General features: G+C 67.6%; 17 protein-coding genes. 8 read left to right on the top strand and 9 right to left on the bottom strand.

Annotated elements, in window-relative coordinates; genetic code table 11:
• Positions 1 to 252 precede the first annotated feature (252 nt).
• The 3 genes from Q0632_RS09135 to Q0632_RS09125 all read left to right on the top strand — a co-directional run bounded on the left by Q0632_RS09135 (position 253) and on the right by Q0632_RS09125 (position 5216).
• Positions 253 to 3180: a ribonucleoside-diphosphate reductase subunit alpha gene (locus Q0632_RS09135; RefSeq protein WP_298927685.1), complete on the top strand. Its 2928-nt coding sequence runs from the start codon at positions 253 to 255 to the stop codon at positions 3178 to 3180.
• A gap of 138 nt (positions 3181 to 3318) precedes the next feature.
• Positions 3319 to 4530 carry a ribonucleotide-diphosphate reductase subunit beta gene (locus Q0632_RS09130; RefSeq protein WP_298927680.1) on the top strand — a complete coding sequence of 404 codons (1212 nt, stop codon included), beginning with the start codon at positions 3319 to 3321 and terminating at the stop codon, positions 4528 to 4530.
• A 188-nt stretch (positions 4531 to 4718) separates the two neighbouring features.
• Entirely contained in the window at positions 4719 to 5216 is a 498-nt protein-coding gene (locus Q0632_RS09125) for a histone H1-like DNA-binding protein (protein ID WP_298928057.1), read from the top strand.
• Positions 5217 to 5271: 55 nt separating this feature from the next.
• Here Q0632_RS09125 and dbpA read toward each other — a convergent pair whose 3' ends face one another.
• Together dbpA and Q0632_RS09115 are read right to left on the bottom strand one after the other, a co-directional pair.
• On the bottom strand, positions 5272 to 6666 hold the full coding sequence (gene dbpA / locus Q0632_RS09120) for an ATP-dependent RNA helicase DbpA (RefSeq protein WP_298927675.1): 1395 nt from the start codon (positions 6664 to 6666) through the stop codon (positions 5272 to 5274).
• Positions 6667 to 6672: 6 nt separating this feature from the next.
• Complete coding sequence (locus tag Q0632_RS09115) at positions 6673 to 7080, bottom strand: FKBP-type peptidyl-prolyl cis-trans isomerase (protein WP_298927670.1); 408 nt, start codon at positions 7078 to 7080, stop codon at positions 6673 to 6675.
• Between the two features lie 88 nt (positions 7081 to 7168).
• On the opposite strand from Q0632_RS09115, the gene Q0632_RS09110 reads away from it, so the two are divergent.
• Positions 7169 to 8572: an MFS transporter gene (locus Q0632_RS09110; RefSeq protein WP_298927665.1), complete on the top strand. Its 1404-nt coding sequence runs from the start codon at positions 7169 to 7171 to the stop codon at positions 8570 to 8572.
• A 67-nt stretch (positions 8573 to 8639) separates the two neighbouring features.
• On the opposite strand, the gene Q0632_RS09105 is transcribed toward Q0632_RS09110, so the two are convergent.
• Genes Q0632_RS09105 through Q0632_RS09085 form a run of 5 tightly spaced genes read right to left on the bottom strand, consistent with a single transcriptional unit; the run spans position 8640 to position 12709 of the window.
• Entirely contained in the window at positions 8640 to 9287 is a 648-nt protein-coding gene (locus tag Q0632_RS09105) for a hypothetical protein (RefSeq protein WP_298927660.1), read from the bottom strand.
• A 2-nt stretch (positions 9288 to 9289) separates the two neighbouring features.
• A complete protein-coding gene (locus Q0632_RS09100) occupies positions 9290 to 10303 on the bottom strand; it encodes a mammalian cell entry protein (RefSeq protein WP_298927655.1) in 1014 nt (337 codons plus the stop codon).
• A gap of 12 nt (positions 10304 to 10315) precedes the next feature.
• Positions 10316 to 11116, bottom strand: coding sequence for an ABC transporter permease (locus Q0632_RS09095; protein ID WP_298927651.1), 801 nt, complete (start codon positions 11114 to 11116; stop codon positions 10316 to 10318).
• Between the two features lie 16 nt (positions 11117 to 11132).
• On the bottom strand, positions 11133 to 12071 hold the full coding sequence (locus Q0632_RS09090; RefSeq protein ID WP_367181179.1) for a pyridoxamine 5'-phosphate oxidase family protein: 939 nt from the start codon (positions 12069 to 12071) through the stop codon (positions 11133 to 11135).
• Positions 12071 to 12709: a glutathione S-transferase family protein gene (locus Q0632_RS09085; RefSeq protein ID WP_298927642.1), complete on the bottom strand. Its 639-nt coding sequence runs from the start codon at positions 12707 to 12709 to the stop codon at positions 12071 to 12073. Before Q0632_RS09085 ends, Q0632_RS09090 begins: the two co-directional genes overlap by 1 nt.
• 109 nt (positions 12710 to 12818) lie before the next feature.
• On the opposite strand from Q0632_RS09085, the gene Q0632_RS09080 reads away from it, so the two are divergent.
• Together Q0632_RS09080 and gorA are read left to right on the top strand one after the other, a co-directional pair.
• A complete protein-coding gene (locus tag Q0632_RS09080) occupies positions 12819 to 13709 on the top strand; it encodes a LysR family transcriptional regulator (RefSeq protein WP_298927638.1) in 891 nt (296 codons plus the stop codon).
• A gap of 9 nt (positions 13710 to 13718) precedes the next feature.
• Positions 13719 to 15083 (top strand): glutathione-disulfide reductase, encoded by a 1365-nt coding sequence (gene gorA / locus Q0632_RS09075; protein WP_298927633.1) that lies wholly within the window; start codon positions 13719 to 13721, stop codon positions 15081 to 15083.
• Positions 15084 to 15090: 7 nt separating this feature from the next.
• Here gorA and Q0632_RS09070 read toward each other — a convergent pair whose 3' ends face one another.
• Positions 15091 to 15351 (bottom strand): hypothetical protein, encoded by a 261-nt coding sequence (locus Q0632_RS09070; protein WP_298927629.1) that lies wholly within the window; start codon positions 15349 to 15351, stop codon positions 15091 to 15093.
• A gap of 165 nt (positions 15352 to 15516) precedes the next feature.
• On the opposite strand from Q0632_RS09070, the gene Q0632_RS09065 reads away from it, so the two are divergent.
• Positions 15517 to 17010: an AMP nucleosidase gene (locus Q0632_RS09065; RefSeq protein ID WP_298927625.1), complete on the top strand. Its 1494-nt coding sequence runs from the start codon at positions 15517 to 15519 to the stop codon at positions 17008 to 17010.
• Between the two features lie 38 nt (positions 17011 to 17048).
• Here Q0632_RS09065 and Q0632_RS09060 read toward each other — a convergent pair whose 3' ends face one another.
• Positions 17049 to 17390 (bottom strand): hypothetical protein, encoded by a 342-nt coding sequence (locus Q0632_RS09060; protein ID WP_298927620.1) that lies wholly within the window; start codon positions 17388 to 17390, stop codon positions 17049 to 17051.
• An 18-nt stretch (positions 17391 to 17408) separates the two neighbouring features.
• Here Q0632_RS09060 and Q0632_RS09055 point away from each other — a divergent pair.
• The coding region (locus Q0632_RS09055; RefSeq protein WP_298927617.1) for a response regulator at positions 17409 to 17592 on the top strand (184 nt) is incomplete at its 3' end.

The raw sequence follows: 17592 nt of genomic DNA, 5'->3' as shown, positions 1-17592 counted from the left end.
CGACCTTCAAAGGCTTTTGCCTCGAGAGGCCGCACCAATGCTTGCCTGTGTGTATTTAAGCCTGAATTCATGCAGCCGTTTACGCAACGGCCGACCGCCTCCTCACATGATATTCACAGCTTTTCCAGAACCTGGGGCAACCACTACCTGTAGTGCCCTTGACATCGGATACCCACTATATATAGTGGCCGGCACTGTGAGGAGATACACTTCGTCCTCGCAAAAAAAACAACCACAGCCTGAGGAAAAAGCATGCAGTCAGCTTTGAGCACCGTCAGTGGCAGCGTTCCCGCCAGCGGACCTCTCACCCCCATCCCCGAACAAGCCAGCGCGACCAACCCCCTGGCCAATTACCAGATCATCCGCCGCAACGGCGCCGTCGTTCCCTTCGAGCCCAACAAGATCGCCATCGCCATGATGAAGGCCTTCCTGGCCGTGCATGGCACGCAGGGCGCGGCCTCGGCCAGCGTGCGCGAAACCGTCGACAGCCTGACCCAGGCCGTGATCCGCGCCATGGTGCGTTCGCGCCCGGGCGGCGGCACCTTCCATATTGAAGACGTGCAAGACCAGGTCGAACTCGGCCTGATGCGCGGCGGCCACCACGAGATTGCCCGCGCTTACGTGCTGTACCGCGAACGCCGCACCCAGGAACGCGCCCAGAAGGGCGCGCAGGAGACGCCCAAGACGCCCGCGCTGCACGCGCTCGACGGCGGCCAGCGCATCGTGCTGGACCTGGACCACCTCAAGGGCCTGATCGACAGCGCCTGCCTGAACCTGGGCGCCGACATCAAGCCCGACCCGATCATGGCCGAGACCATGCGCAACCTGTACGACGGCGTGCCCATGGACGAGGTCTACAAGGCCTCCATCCTGGCGGCCCGCACGCTGATCGAGAAGGATCCCGATTACACCTACGTCACCGCGCGCCTGCTGCTGCACACCATCTTCAAGGAAGTGCTGGGCCGCGACATCGCCCCGGCCGACATGGCCGCCAGCTATGCCGACTACTTCCCCGGTTTCATCAAGCGCGGCGTCGACGCCGAGCTGCTCGACGAGAAGCTGCTGCAGTACGACCTGAAGAAGCTGGGCGCGGCCCTGAAAGCCGAGCGCGACAACCAGTTCGACTACCTGGGCCTGCAGACCCTGTACGACCGCTACTTCCTGCACGAGCGCAAGACCCGCATCGAGCTGCCCCAGGCCTTCTTCATGCGCGTGGCCATGGGCCTGTCGCTCAATGAGGTCGACCGCGAAGCGCGCGCCATCGAGTTCTACGAAGTGCTGTCCAGCTTCGACTTCATGTCCTCGACGCCGACGCTGTTCAACGCCGGCACGCTGCGCTCGCAGCTGTCCTCGTGCTACCTGACCACTGTGCCGGACGACCTGGACGGCATCTACGAGTCGATCAAGGAAAACGCCCTGCTGTCGAAGTTCGCCGGCGGCCTGGGCAACGACTGGACCCGCGTGCGCGCCCTGGGCTCGCACATCAAGGGCACGAACGGCGAGTCGCAGGGCGTCGTGCCCTTCCTCAAGGTGGTCAACGACACGGCGGTCGCGGTCAACCAGGGCGGCAAGCGCAAGGGCGCGGTCTGCACCTACCTGGAGACCTGGCACCTGGACATGGAAGAGTTCCTGGAGCTGCGCAAGAACACCGGCGACGACCGCCGCCGCACGCACGACATGAACACGGCCAACTGGATTCCTGACCTGTTCATGCGCCGCGTCATGGAAAAAGGCGAGTGGACGCTGTTCTCGCCGTCCAACGTGCCCGACCTGCACGACCTGTTCGGCATCGAGTTCGAGAAGGCCTATGTGGCCTATGAAGACAAGGCAAGGCGCGGCGAGATCAAGCCCGCCAAGACGGTGCAGGCCGCCGACATGTGGCGCAAGATGCTCACCATGCTGTTCGAGACCGGCCATCCCTGGATCACCTTCAAGGACGCCTGCAACATCCGCTCGCCCCAGCAGCATTCGGGCGTCGTGCACTCGTCCAACCTGTGCACCGAGATCACGCTCAACACGAGCGACACCGAAACCGCGGTCTGCAATCTGGGCTCGGTCAATCTGCCGCGCCACCTGAAGAACGGCCAGATCGACCACGACAAGCTCAAGAAGACCATCACGACGGCGATGCGCATGCTCGACAACGTGATCGACATCAACTACTACGCCGTCAAGAAGGCCCGCGACTCCAACCTGCGGCATCGCCCGGTCGGCCTGGGCATCATGGGCTTCCAGGACGCGCTGTACGAACTGCGCGTGCCTTATGCCTCGCAGGAAGCCGTGGAGTTCGCCGACAAGTCCATGGAAGCTGTCTGCTACCACGCCTACTGGGCCTCGACCGAGCTGGCCCGCGAGCGCGGCAAGTACTCCAGCTACAAGGGCTCTCTGTGGGACAAGGGCGTGCTGCCCCTGGACACGCTGGACATGCTGGAAAAGCAGCGTGGCGGCTATGTCGAGGTGGACCGCTCGGCCAGCCTGGACTGGGACAGCCTGCGCAAGAAGATCGCCAAGGACGGCATGCGCAACTCCAACTGCGTGGCGATCGCCCCGACGGCGACCATCTCCAACATCATCGGCGTGGACGCCTCGATCGAGCCGTGCTTTGGCAACCTGTCGGTCAAGTCCAACCTGTCGGGCGAATTCACCGTCATCAACCACTACCTGGTGCGCGACTTGAAGCGCCTGGGCCTGTGGGACGACGTCATGGTGATGGACCTGAAGCACTTCGACGGCTCGCTGCGCCCGATCGACCGCGTGCCGCAGGAGATCAAGCTGCTGTACGCCACCGCCTTCGAGGTGGAAACCACCTGGCTGGTGGAAGCCGCGGCGCGCCGCCAGAAGTGGATCGACCAGGCCCAGTCGCTCAACATCTACATGTCCGGCGTCTCGGGCAAGAAGCTGGACGACACCTACAAGCTGGCCTGGCTGCGCGGTCTCAAGACCACCTACTACCTGCGCACCATCAGCGCGACGCAGACCGAGAAGTCCACCGTCACCTCGGGCCGGCTCAATGCCGTGTCCTCGGGCGCGGCCTCCGGCGGCATGAGCGCCATCGACGCGGCTGCGGCCGCTGCGCGCGCCCAGATGTCGGATACCTCGACGGCGCCGCTGAGCGCATCGCCGGCGACGGACATCAAGTTCTGCGCGATCGATGACCCGGGCTGCGAAGCCTGCCAATGATGGAAAAGGCCGCGGTGAAAACTGTCGGCCTTCTCCGACAAAACGCCGATGCAATTGCACAACACAATCGGGTGGTGATGTGAATGAACACTTTTCATTTCGCATCACTGCTCACATAATTCGAGCATTGGAAAACTTATGTTGACCTGGGACGAAGAAGTCAAGCCCACACCGCCAACTCCCGTGCATAGCGGTTCATTCCCGAACCGCGAGGTGCAGTCTTCACCTCTTTCGCAAGCACCCTCGCAGATTCCGCAGCCCGTGCTGCGCACATTGGATGACGGCGCCGTCGCGCCGCAAGCCCCCGCAGCACTCAAGCCAGTGACCAGCCAGCGCCGCGTCAACGCGGCCGACAAGCGCATCATCAACGGCCAGACCGACGTCAACCAGCTGGTGCCGTTCAAGTACAAGTGGGCCTGGGAAAAATACCTCGCCACCTGCGCCAACCACTGGATGCCGCAGGAAGTGAACATGACGCGCGACATCGCGTTGTGGAAGGACCCCAACGGTCTGACCGAAGACGAGCGCCGCATCATCAAGCGCAACCTCGGCTTCTTCGTCACCGCCGACTCGCTGGCCGCCAACAACATCGTGCTGGGCACCTACCGCCACATCACGGCCCCCGAATGCCGCCAGTTCCTGCTGCGCCAGGCCTTCGAGGAAGCGATCCACACCCACGCCTACCAGTACATCGTCGAGTCGCTCGGCCTGGACGAGAGCGAGATCTTCAACGCCTACAACGAGGTGCAGTCGATCCGCGAGAAGGACCAGTTCCTGATCCCCTTCATCGAGGCGATCAGCGACCCCAACTTCAGGACCGGCACGCACGAGACCGACCAGACCCTGCTCAAGAGCCTGATTGTCTTCGCCTGCCTGATGGAAGGCCTGTTCTTCTACGTCGGCTTCACCCAGATCCTGGCACTGGGCCGGCAAAACAAGATGACCGGCGCCGCCGAGCAGTACCAGTACATCCTGCGCGACGAGTCGATGCACTGCAACTTCGGCATCGACCTGATCAACCAGCTCAAGCTGGAGAACCCGCACCTGTGGACCGCGGAGTTCAAGGCCGAGATCAAGCTGCTGTTCGCCAAGGCCGTCGAACTCGAATACAAGTACGCCGAGGACACCATGCCGCGCGGCGTGCTCGGCATGAACGCCTCCATGTTCAAGGGCTATCTGCGCTACATCGCGAACCGCCGTGCCACGCAGATCGGCCTGGAAGCGCTCTTCCCCAACGAGGAAAATCCCTTCCCGTGGATGAGCGAGATGATTGACTTGAAGAAAGAGCGCAATTTCTTCGAAACCCGCGTGATCGAATACCAGTCGGGTGGCGCTCTTTCCTGGGATTGATACGGCAACTGCGACAGTAGAGTTGGAATACGTCCTTGCTGTGACCGGCCATAGAGCGCGGCACAGCCAGGGCCACGGTGTTCATGGCGCTGGGCTGCAAAGCCCAACCTCATGAATCGCTTCGTGCCACCAACAGGCATGGAGTGCTTCTTTAGTTGATGTTGATCAACTTGATCAAGGAGATAGAAATGGCAACTGCAAAGAAAGCTACGGCGAAGAAAGCCGCTAAGAAGGCTCCGGCCAAGAAGGTAGCCGCCAAGAAGGCCCCGGCCAAGAAGGTAGCTGCGAAGAAGGCTCCGGCCAAGAAGGCTCCGGCCAAGAAAGTAGCCGCCAAGAAGACGGCAGCGAAGAAGGCTCCGGCCAAGAAGGCTCCGGCCAAGAAGGCCGCTGCGAAGCGCCCCGCCGCCAAGAAGACGGCAGCGAAGAAGGCTCCGGCGAAGAAGGTCGCTGCCAAGAAGAAGCCGGCGGCGAAGAAGGCTGCGAAGAAGACTGCAGCCAAGAAAAAGCCTGCTGCGAAAAAGGCTGCCAAAAAGCCCGCTGCGAAGAAAGCCGCGAAAAAGCCTGCTGCCAAGAAGCCCGCTGCCAAGCCGGTAGCCAAGGCTGCTGCAGCGCCGGCTGCGCCTGCGGCGCAGACCACGCTGAACCCTCAGGCGGCCTGGCCGTTCCCGACGGCCAGCAAGCCCTGACCGGCAGGCGGTTCTTCCGCTCTCTCAAGCCCGGTGCCGCAAGGCCCGGGCTTTTTCATTGGTCCGGCTCATCCTCGAGCAGCCGCACCTTGACCTTCTTGCCCTTGACCTTGCCGTCCGACAGCCGCTGCGCGGCCTCGCGGGCAATGCCGCGCAACACCGCCACGTAGGTGGAGAACTCGTTGATGTCGATCTTGCCGATCTGCTCGCGGCTGTAGCCGGCCTCGCCGGTGAGCGCGCCCAGCACGTCGCCGGCGCGGATCTTCTCCTTGCGCCCGCCGGCGATCTGCAGCGTGGCCATGACCGGCACCAGGGGCTCGCGGCTGGCCGGCGTCAGCTCGTCGAGCTTGTGCCACTCGCTCTCGCGGCCCTGCAGCTGCTCGATCTTGCCGACGCTGCCCATCTCGTTCATGCTGGCCAGGTTCAGCGCCAGGCCTTCCTCGCCGGCCCGGCCGGTGCGGCCGATGCGGTGGATGTGCACTTCGGTGTCGGGCGTGATGTCGACGTTCACCACCGCCGCCAGCTGGGCGATGTCCAGCCCGCGCGCGGCCACGTCGGTGGCCACCAGCACCGAGCAGCTGCGGTTGGCAAACTGCACCAGCACCTGGTCACGCTCGCGCTGCTCGAGCTCGCCGTACAGCGCCAGTGCGTGAAAGCCCTGGCCCTGCAGCACCTGGACCAGGTCGCGGCACTGCGCCTTGGTGTTGCAGAACGCCAGCGTGCTGGCTGGACGGAAGTGGTTGAGCAGCAGGCTCACCGCGTGCAGGCGCTCGCTGTCCTTGACCTGGTACCAGCGCTGCGCGATCTGCGTGCCGGCATGCTGGGCCTCGACCTTGACGGTCTGCGGGTCGCGCATGAACTGCGCGCTGAGTTTGGCGATGCCTTCCGGGTAGGTGGCGGAAAACAGCAGGGTCTGACGCTGCTTGGGGCACTGCCGCGCCACCTTGGCGATGTCGTCGAAGAAGCCCATGTCCAGCATGCGGTCGGCCTCGTCCAGCACCAGGGTGTTGAGCGCATCGAGCTGCAGGTGGCCGCGCTCCAGATGGTCCATGATGCGGCCCGGCGTGCCCACCACGATGTGGGCGCCATGGGCCAGGCTGGCGGTCTGGCCGCGCAGGGCCACGCCGCCGCACAGTGTGACGATCTTGATGTTCTCCTCGGCCCGGGCGATGCGGCGGATCTCCGCCGTCACCTGGTCGGCCAGCTCGCGCGTCGGGCACAGCACCAGGGTCTGCACCGCAAAGCGCCGGGCATTGAGGTTGGCCAGCAGGGCCAGCGCGAAAGCCGCGGTCTTGCCGCTGCCGGTCTTGGCCTGGGCAATGATGTCCTTGCCCAGCAGGGCCGGCGGCAGGGCCGCGGCCTGGATGGCGGTCATCTCCAGGTAACCCAGGCGCTGCAGATTGGCCTGCATCTCCGGGGCCAGCGGCAGCGCCGAAAAAGAAACGTTCATCGCGGCCTAGCGTCGCACCGAGATCAGCTCGATCTCGAAGTGCAGTGTGGCGTTGGGCGGAATGACGCCGCCGGCGCCGCGCTCACCATAAGCAATGGCCGGCGGGCAGACCAGTTTGGCCTTGCCGCCGGGCTTCATCAGCTGCACGCCTTCGGTCCAGCAGGGGATGACGCGGTTGAGCGGGAACTCGGTGGGCTCGCCGCGCTTGTACGAGCTGTCGAACTCGCGGCCATCGGGGAACATGCCCTTGTAGTGGACCTTGACGGTGTCGCTGGCGGCGGGCGATGCCCCGCTGCCTTCCTTGAGCGCCTGGTAGACCAGGCCACTCTTGGTGGTGACGGGGGCGGGCGTTTGCGCCCAGGCGCTGCCGGCAAGGGCAAGGCCGGCGACGAGGCAGGCAAGAGTGGATCGCACGGGGAGCTTTCGTTCGGGGGGATGGAGGGATTATTGCGCAGCGCCCCGGTACCGCGGCGCCGGGGGCGTTACAGTGCTGCCGGTGACGATGCCCGCTTCCGCCCCCGATGGCCTGCCCACCCCGGCGCGTTACCACTCCATGGCGGTCATCGTCCTGGGCATCGCGCTGTCTGTGCTGGACGGCACCATCGTCAACCTGGCCCTGCCGGGCATCGCACACGACCTGCAGGCCAGTGCCGCCCAGGCCGTGTGGGTGGTCAACGCCTACCAGCTGGCCATCCTGGCCTTCCTGCTGCCCTGCGCCAGCCTGGGCGACCGCGTGGGCTACCGGCGCGTCTACCTGGGCGGCCTGCTGCTGTTCACCGTGGCCTCGGCCGCCTGCGTGCTGGCCAGCTCGCTGCCGGCGCTGGCGGCGGCGCGCGCGGTGCAGGGCCTGGGCGCGGCCGGCATCATGGGCGTGAACGCGGCCCTGGTGCGGCTGACCTACCCGGCGCGCCTGCTGGGGCGCGGCATCGCGCTCAATTCGGTGGTGGTCGCCACCGCTTCGGTGGCGGGACCGACAGTGGCCGCCGCCGTGCTGTCCATCGCGCCCTGGCCCTGGCTGTTCGCGCTCAACCTGCCGCTGGGTCTGGTGGTGCTGGTGCTGGGCTGGAAGGCCCTGCCCCACAACACCGCGCCGCCCGTGACCGGCGCCCTGCGCTGGCAGGACGTGGCGCTCAACGCCTTGATGTTCAGCCTGGTTTTCCTGGGCGTCGACGCGCTGGGCACGCGCGCCGGCGCCACGCCTTCGCCCGCCGCGCTGGTCTGGGGCCTGGGCCTGCTGGGCCTGGGGCTGGTGGTGGGCTTCTTCTACCTGCGCGGCCAATGGCAGCAGAGCGCGCCGCTGTTCCCGCTGGACCTGCTGCGCATCCCGGTCTTCGCCCTGTCCATGTGCACCTCGGTCACGGCCTTCGCCGCGCAGATGCTGGCCGCCATCGCCCTGCCCTTTCTGATGCTCGACGGCTGGGGCCGCAGCCACCTGGAAACCGGCCTGCTGATGACGGCCTGGCCGGTGGCCATCGTCTGCGTCGCGCCGCTGGCCGGACGCCTGATCGGCCGCTGGCCCGGCGGCCTGCTGGGCGGCATCGGCCTGGCCTTGCTGGCCACCGGCCTGGGCCTGTTGGCGGCGCTGCCGCCACAGCCGTCCAGCGCCGACATCGTCTGGCGCATGGCGCTGTGCGGCGCCGGCTTCGGCCTGTTCCAGTCGCCCAACAACCACATCATCGTCACCAGCGGCCCCCTGCAGCGCGCCGGCGCGGCCAGCGGCATGCTGGGCACGGCGCGGCTGACGGGCCAGTCGATCGGCGCAGTGCTGCTGGCCATCATCTTCAGCTTCGCCAGCGCGCACGACGGGCGCGGCCCAATGCTGGCCCTGGCTCTGGCTGCGGGCTTCGCCGGCGTCGCCAGCCTGTTCAGCCTGCTGCGCCTGCGCCACACCCGAAAATTCGGCTGATTTCGAAAGGAATCAGGCCCTAGCCCCCGACCACTGGGCCTGGAATGCTACTGAATTAATAGCAATGCTAGTTCTGGCCGGCCACCAGAGCCATGCGCCGGCGCAGGCGCTCGGCCTCGGCACTAGCGCCTGCCGACTCGGCGCGCCGCGCCTGCACGCCCAGCCAGGCCAGCAGCGGCCGCCGCCAGCCCTGGGCGCCAGCCGTGTCCACCGCCGCCTGCAGCACATCCGGGCTGGCGCGGCCCGCTTGCACCAGCACGCCAGCGGCCACCAGGCGGGCGAAGGGGTCGCTGACCGCGTGGACCGCTGCGGCATCGCCCTGGCCGGCGGCCACCGCGCGGTGCGCCGGCGGCAGCAGGGGCATATCGGACGGCAGCACGCGCGCCGCCAGGTAGTCGGCATAGGCGCGCTCGGCTGCCGGCGCATCGGCGCGCAGGGCCTCGAAACCCAGGCAGGGCTCGAACACCAGGCTGGCAACGCGCGCGGCGCAGCGCGTGAGTTCGGCGCGCGCCACCAGGCCAGCATCGCCGGTGCGGGACAGCTCGCCGCGGGCGCGCATGAACTCGGCGTTCTCCACCCGCGTGTTGCCGGCCATGGCGGCTTCGACATAGCGCTCCAGCGCGCCATGGGCGTTCATCTGCCACTCGGGGGCCTTGGGTTGGCTGCCGCAAGCCGCCAACAAGGCAAGCAGGCCGACGACGAAGAGATTTTTCATGTTCAAGGCAGCTTGATCTGGGTGTCGCGCGCGAACGGCCACTTGCGGTTGATCTCGTTGATCAGGCCGTCGATCTTGCGCAGGTTGGCCTCGACGTCGCCGCGCAGCGCGCCCAGGTCGTCGGTGGCGCTGCGCACGTTGGCGCCCACTGCCTGGACGTCGGCCAGCACGGCGTCCATCTTTTTCAGGCTGGCGCGGGTGTCGGCCAGCAGGCCATTGAGCTGCTGCACCGTGGCCCGCGCGTCCGTGACCAGGCCCTGCTCGCCGAACACCTGGGTGTCGGCCTTGGCCGCCAGGCCGTCGACGCGCTGGGTCAGCGTGTCCAGCCGCAGCAGCAAGGCGTTGGTGTTGTCCAGCGCCGCCACCAGCTTGCGCGCATCGGCCTCGTTGCCGAAGACCGCGCCGAGCGCACCCTGCGGGCCCTTGAGCTTGTCGGTCAGCGCCTTGACGTTGGCCAGGCTGGCGCCCAATGCCGCATCCTGCGCCGTCAACGCGGTGACGTTGTCCAGCGCGTCCTTGGCGGCGGCAATGACACGCGGGATCTCGGCCGTCGCATCGCCGCGCAACACCGGCCGCACCGCGCCGTCGGCCAGGGGCGGGTCGGTCAGCACGCCGCTGAAGGCGCGCAGATTGGTCGAGCCCACCAGGCTGCGCACCAGGGTGAACACACTGGTTGTGCGCAGCCAGTGGGCATCCGATCTGGCAACGTCGACCGTGATGTGGACATTGCCGTCCTTGGCCAGTTCAACGCCGCGCACCCGGCCGATGGCAAAGCCCGAGAAGGTCATGTCCATGCCGGCCACCACGCCCTCGGAGTCGTCGGTGGTCAGCACCAGCTTCTGGGTCGGCTCGAACACGCCGCGCGCGTACAGCAGGTAGAGCGCCGAGCCAGCGATCAGCAGCACGGTGAAGGCCAGCAGCAGCCTGGCCTTGAACTCCAGGTGGTCCACGGGCTTTTGCGCCGCGGGTTCGGAGTTGCGCGCCGGGGTGTCGGCCTGCTCTGGCTGTTCCTGCATGGATGTTGGTTTTCAGTAGTAGTTGCCGACCAGGGACACGGCTTCGAGCACCACGAGCACGGCGAACATGCGCACCAGGCCCTGCAGCGCCGCGCTTTCGCGCGAGCCGTCCCCCTCCACGTCGTACAGGCCCGATGCCATGGGGATGACCGACACGGCCAGGCTGAAGAAGCCGGTCTTGAGCACGAAGATCAGCGACACCGGGCCGTCGAAGACGCGGCCGAACATGCGGGTGTAGGCCGGCAGCCCCGCCACCGTCAGGCCATAGACCGCCAGGTAGGCCAGCACGATGGCGACCACGCAGCTCAGGGCCGCCAGCGTGACGGTGGAGAACACGCCGGCCAGCATGCGCGGCAGCACCTCGGCCAGCACCGGGTCGCGGCCGTCCTTGCGCAACGCATCGAAGTGGCCCGAGCGCCGCATCTCGGACAGCGCCGCGCCGTTGGGGATGGTGCAGCGCAGGGCGACGAACAGCGCCGCCGTGAGCGGGATCAGCTCGAGCACCAGCACCCGGATCACCATCTCCAGCGCGTACTGCGACAGGCCGTAGCTGTAGGCGGTGACCACCACGATGCGGGTGATGACCAGGGTCAGCAGCGCGCCCAGAATGGTGAAGCCCCACAGGATGGGCGCGGTGTCCAGGTAGACGTGGCGCTGCAGCGCATGGCGCGTGGCGCGCCCGTAGCTCGATGGCGACAGCCCCAGCACCACCAGCACGGCGCCGAACCAGATGATGCGCGACCAGCCGGCCAGCCAGCGCAGGGCGCGGCCGGCGGTAGCAGGCCGGCGCAGCCATGGGGACGCCTGTGTCATGCAGGCATGATAGCGGTCAGCGCCAGCTGCCGGTTCCTTGCAGATGCGGTGAAAGCTCTGCCGTTCCCCAGCGCAGCGGCAGTGCGGCCTCCACGCGGCGCACGCGCAGCACGCGCAGGCGCAACAGGCGCTGCGCCCCTTCGAAGGCCAGCACCTGCGCCGCATCGGTCACGATCTCGGCATGCGCCGCGATGAACAACGCCGTACCCGCGGCGACGTCCATGAACAGCAGGCCGCAGCGCGGGTTCAGCGCGAGGTTGCCCAGGGTGTTGAAGAAGGCATTGCCGGCGAAGTCCGGCACCGTCAGCACATCCCCCTGCACGCGAACGAAGCCGGGCTTGCCGCCGCGGTGCGAGACGTCCATGCCATGCGCGCCGACCCCCTGCCCGGCCTGCGGATGCGCGCTGGCGATGAAGAAGGTGTCGGCCTGTGCCACCAGCGTCTGGTCTGCCACGTCCAGGCCATCATGGTCCTGCCAGGCCGATGGTGCTGCGCCCACGGGGTCGTACTGCGGCCGCCGCGCCTGGATGTACTTGGGGCAATTGCCGAAGCTCTGCGCCACCGTCACACCGAAGCCCCGCGCGTCAGCGCCAAGCACCGTGCCGTTCATGCGGTTGCGCCGCCGCGTGTGCGACTCGATGCCCAACAAGCCGATGGGCACGCCGTCGCGCAGCATGCCGTGCAAGGGATCGTGCGGTGGCGGCAGCGCGTCCACCCGCAGCATCCGCTCATGGGGTGCATGGGCAAAGCCGGGCGGTCCGGCCAGCACCGAAGCCCAGGGCTGGCCATGGTCATCCAGCGCGCCGAGCACCAGCAAGGGCAGCTGGGCGAAGAAGTCCTGGTGCTGCTGCGGCATGTGGTCGCGGATGACGCGCGGCCCGATCTGCGCCAGGTGGTCGGCCGAACCCGCGCGCTGTTGTAACGCGACTTCTCCTGCATGGAAAGCTGGCTGCATCACGCCTCCAGGCCCACCGGTGTGCGCACCATGGGCAGGAAACCTGGCAACGCCTCGATGCGCGCCAGCCAGTCACGGACGGCGGCAAAGGGCGTGAGCGTGACCATGCCCTCGGGCGCCACCGCGGTGTAGCTGTACAGGGCGATATCGGCCAGGGTCGGTGTCTCCGCGGCCAGGAAGGCGCGCGACGCCAGCTGCTGCTCCATCACGCGGAGCAGGGCCTGCGCCCGCGCCAGCGCGGCGGCCGGATCGTCGGGCCTGCGGAACAGCTGGATGACGCGGGCCGCCGCCGGCCCAAAGGCCAGCTGACCGGCCGCCACCGACAGCCAGCGCTGCACCTGGGCCGCGCCCAGCGGGTCGCGCGGCAACCAGCGGCCGGGCGCGTAGCGGCCTTCCAGGTAGACCAGGATGGCGTTCGAATCGGCCAGGGTGATCTGGCCATCGCGCAGCACCGGCAGCTGGCCGAAGGGATTGAGCGCCAGGAATTCGGGCGTGCGGGTCTCGCCGCGCCCCACGTCGACATCGACCAGGTCGCAGGGCAGGCCCAGCAGCGACAGGAACAGCTCGACCCGGTGGCAATGGCCGGACAGCTGCATGCGGTACAGGCGCAGACGTTCGGGCGGGGTGGATGCGGTCATGTTCGGCTCCGGGGTGGCTGGGATGCAGCAATTGTGTTTGCTGCATCCCGCGCAATCAATGTCGCGCTCTGCAGATCACTGCTCCACATTCCGGCTTAATATGCGCCGCATGGACAAGCTGCGCGCCATGCAGGTTTTCGCCGCCATTGCCGAGGCCGGCAGCCTGACGGCCGCGGCCCGCGTGCTGCAGTCCTCGCTGCCGGCGGTGGTGCGCTCGCTGGCCGGCTACGAGGCGGCGCTGGGTGTGCGCCTGTTCAACCGCACGACGCGCCGCATCTCGCTGACCGATGAGGGCCGGGCCCACCTGGAACGCTGCCGCGCGGTGCTGGCTGCGGTGGACGAGGCCGAAGCCGCCCTGGGCAGCGAGGCGGCCGAACCGGCCGGCCACCTGACCATCACCGCACCCGTGCTGTTCGGCCAGATGCACGTGGCACCCAGCATCACCCGCTTCGCCGCCGCCCACCCCAAGCTGCGCTGCAGCGTGGTGCTGCTGGACCGGGTTGTCAATCTGCTGGAAGAAGGCATCGATGTGGGCATCCGCATCGGCAAGCTGGAGGACTCCTCCCTGGTGGCGCGGCCGCTGGGTCAGACCCGCCGCGTGGTCGTTGCCCAGCCCGCCTACCTGCGGCGCCACGGCGTGCCGCGCCATCCGCGCGAGCTGCAGCAGGCCAATTGCGTTCGCGTGACGGGCGGGTCGCCGGCCTGGGGCGGCTTCCAGGAGAACGGACGCGCATTGCGCGTGCCGGTCAGCGGCAACCTGGAGTTCAACCATGTGCTGCCGGCGGTCGAGGCCTGCGCCGATGGCGCCGGCTTCGGCATGTTCTTTTCCTACCAGGTGGCGCCACTGCTGGCGAGCAAGCGTTTGAAAATCGTGCTCGAATCCTTCGAGCAGCCGGCGCGGCCCATTCACATCGTTTACCCTCACGCGCGGCTGTTACCGGCACGCACCCGTGCATTCATTGCCTGGGCACTCCAGGACATCACGGCCTTCCGGGCCTGAAAGACACACATGGCGGATTTCGACTGCGACCTGTTCGTCATCGGCGGCGGCTCCGGCGGCGTGCGCGCCGCGCGCATGGCAGCGCAGCGCGGCGCGCGGGTGGTGCTGGCCGAAGCGGCCGACATGGGCGGCACCTGTGTCAACGTGGGCTGCATCCCCAAGAAGCTGTACAGCTATGCGGCCCACTACGCCGCAGCTTTCGAGGAGGCCGCCGGCTTCGGCTGGGACCTGGCCGCGCCGCGCCTGGACTGGCCACGGCTCAAGGCCAGGCGGGCGGCCGAGATCACGCGCCTGAATGGCATCTACCAGCAACTGCTGGACAAGACCGGCGTGCAGACGGTGCGCGGCTGGGCCCAGTTGGTGGACGGCCACACGGTGCAGGTGCGCCTGGCCGACGGCGACCGGCGCTGGAGCGCGCGCCATGTGCTGCTGGCCACTGGCGGCACGCCCAGCGTGCCCTCGCTGCCGGGGCGTGAACACGTTCTGACGTCGGACAGCATGTTCGACCTCGATCCCTTCCCGCGGCGGCTGGCGGTGGTGGGCGGCGGCTACATCGCCTGCGAGTTCGCATCCATCTTCCAGGGCCTGGGTTCGCAGGTCACGCTGTTGTACCGCGGTGAGCAGATCCTGCGCGGCTTCGACGACGAGGTGCGGCATTTCGCCGCCGCCGAGATGGCCAAAACCGGCATGGACCTGCGCCTGCAAGCCGGTGTCACCGCCATCGAACGCACGCCGCAGGGTCTGGCATTGCGCCTGGCCGATGGCGGCACGCTGGAAGCGGACACGGTGCTCTATGCCACCGGCCGCGTGCCCAACGTCAACGGCCTGGGCCTGGAGGCTGCCGGCGTGGCGCAGCGGCCGGACGGCGCCATCGTGGTCGATGCGCAGTACCGGACCTCGCTGCCCTCGGTCTACGCCCTGGGCGACGTCACGGCGCGCCTGCAGCTCACGCCGGTGGCGCTGGGCGAGGCCATGGCCCTGGTCGACCAGCTGTTCGGCAAGGGGGAGCGCCAGATGGGCTACGACTACATCCCGACCGCAGTCTTCACCCATCCCAATATCGGGACGGTGGGCTACAGCGAGGAAGCGGCGCGCAAGGAATTCGGCGCGGTGCGGGTGTTCCGCTCCGACTTCAAGCCGCTGCGCCACACGCTCAGTGGCAGCAGCGAGCGCAGCCTGGTCAAACTGGTGGTGGACCAGGCCAGCGACCGGGTGGTCGGCTTGCACATGGTGGGGCCCGAGGCGGGCGAGGTGGTGCAGGGCTTTGCCGTGGCCATGAAGGCCGGCGCCACCAAGGCGGTGTTCGATGCCACCATCGGCATCCACCCCACCCTGGCGGAGGAGTTCGTCACGTTGCGGGAAGCAGCGCGATAAACAATCTTCAGTTGACGGTTTCGGGGAGGCGGCGGCCTGCGGCAGCGGGCGTGTCCTCGTCCGGCGGCAGGTAGACCGTGGTGCGGTCGATCTTGGCGTCGTAGGCGGCAAGTTCAGCGCTGGCGCTGCGAATGAAGGCCTTGTCCAGGGGATGGCACCTGCGCTGGCTCAGTTGGCTCAATTGCTCCGACTGGTCGATCATCTCGCGCACGGCGCCCGGATCCGTCATCAGGGCAAAAGGGTTGCTGGCCAGTGTTGCTGTTCTCATTCGCAGGCTCCTGTGTGCAGTTGCAGTTGCTGTTGTTGCTGGAAGCGACTGTCGCAGCACGGCGGGCCAAAGGGAGTCAGGTGAGTTCGTAACACCGTGTAGGACTCTTCCTTACGGCGCAACGGCCGGTCCGCGGCCCGGCTTGCGGCGTTGCACAATGGCTCCATGCCCTACATGCCGACCTTCATCGCCCCCAGCCGCCACAGCGACGCCGAGAGCGCGCTGGCCCAGGTCCGTGCGATCTACACGCAGCAGATCGAGCACCTGCGCGACGCCATGCAGCGCTTCGTCGCCGGCGAGACGCTGCCCGGGCATGTGAGGGCTTGCTATCCTTTTGTGCGCATCCACACCGACACCGTCGTGCGGCAGAACGTGCTGGAGAACCTGGGGCTGTCCTACGGTTTCGTCGCCGGCGCCGGCCGCTACGAGACCACCCTGACCCGGCCCGACCTGTACGGCAATTACTACCTGCAGCAGTTCCGACTGCTGCTGCAAAACCATGGGGTCGACCTGGAGGTGGGCACCAGCACCCAGCCGATCCCGGTGCACTTCTCTTTTGCCGAGCACGACCACATCGAGGGGTCGCTCAGCCCCGAGCGGCGAGTGCTGATGCGCGACGTCTTCGACCTGCCCGATCTGGGCTCGATGGACGACGGCATCGCCAACGGCACCAGGGAGGCCGGACCCGGCGAGGCCCAGCCACTGTCGCTGTTCCCGGCCGCCCGGGTCGACTATTCGCTGCAGCGGCTGCGCCACTACACCGGCACCGCGCCCCACTGGTTCCAGAACTTCGTGCTGTTCACCAACTACCAGTTCTACATCGATGAATTCGTGCGGCTGGGCCACCAGGAGATGGCCAGGGCGGACAGCGAATACGTGGCCTTCGTCGAGCCCGGCAACGTGGTGACGCGGCGCGCCGGACTGGCGGCGCAAGACGGTGATGCCCTGGGCATGCCGCCGCCGCGCTTGCCGCAGATGCCGGCCTACCACCTGATGCGTCCCGGCCACGGTGGCATCACCATGGTCAACATCGGCGTCGGCCCGGCCAACGCCAAGACCATCACCGACCACATCGCCGTGCTGCGCCCGCACGCCTGGCTGATGCTGGGCCACTGCGCCGGCCTGCGCAACGGCCAGCAGCTGGGCGACTACGTGCTGGCCCACGCCTACGTGCGCGAAGACCATGTGCTCGACGAAGAGCTGCCGCTGTGGGTGCCGATTCCCGCCCTGGCCGAGATCCAGCTCGCGCTCGAAGGCGCCGTGGCCGACGTGACCGGCGTGCCCGGCGCCGAGGTCAAGCGCATCATGCGCACCGGCACCGTGGCCAGCACCGACAACCGCAACTGGGAACTGCTGCCGCACCCGGGCCCCGAGCGCCGCTTCAGCCAGAGCCGCGCGGTGGCGCTGGACATGGAAAGCGCCACCATCGCCGCCAACGGCTTCCGCTTCCGCGTGCCCTACGGCACCTTGCTGTGCGTGAGCGACAAGCCGCTGCACGGCGAGATCAAGCTGCCCGGCATGGCCAACCACTTCTACCGCGAGCGCGTGGACCAGCACCTGCGCATCGGCATGCGCGCGGTGGAACTGCTGCGCCAGCAGCGGCTGGAACAGTTGCACAGCCGCAAGCTGCGCAGCTTTGCCGAGGTGGCGTTCCAGTGACCTGTGAACGCCGCGAACGGGCTTGCGCGGCGCCGCGCCTAGAACAGCGACTTCAGCGTCACGCTCAAGCCACCCAGCACGCGCACTGAGATTTCCGGTCCGCCGGCCAGCCGCAGCGTGGGGCGCGACATCTGGATCAGCGCCACCAGCGGGTCCGGCGACGCCTTCAGGTTCCAGGCCTCACGGCCCGTGGCCGTGGCGTCGGCCGCCACCGGGGCACTGTCCTCGACGGAAGTAACCACGCTGACCGAATCGGGCTGCACGGCGGCCTGGCCGCAGGCCAGGGGGTCCAGCTGCAGCCCGCCGGCGCTGCCGGCGCCATGCCAGCGCAGCTGCCAGCGCAGCAGGGCGGCGAAGGTGTCGAACAACGCCAGCCCCATCGGCGTGAGGTGGTAGCCATGCCGCAGCGGCCGGCGGTGATCATGATGACCGCGTATGGAAACGTGGATACGGCGGTGGAGGCCATGAAGCGCGGCGCGGTGGATTTCCTGACCAAGCCGGTGAACCTCGAGCGCCTCGAAGTGCTGCTCCAGCGCGCGCTCAAGACCAAGACGCTCGAGGTCGAGGTGAAACAGCTCCACG

The organism is uncultured Ramlibacter sp., assembly GCF_936925435.1.
In the GTDB taxonomy this organism is placed as follows: domain Bacteria; phylum Pseudomonadota; class Gammaproteobacteria; order Burkholderiales; family Burkholderiaceae_C; genus Ramlibacter.
The sequence above is the reverse complement of the archived record's forward strand: the minus strand, read 5'-3'. Positions and strand labels throughout refer to the sequence as shown.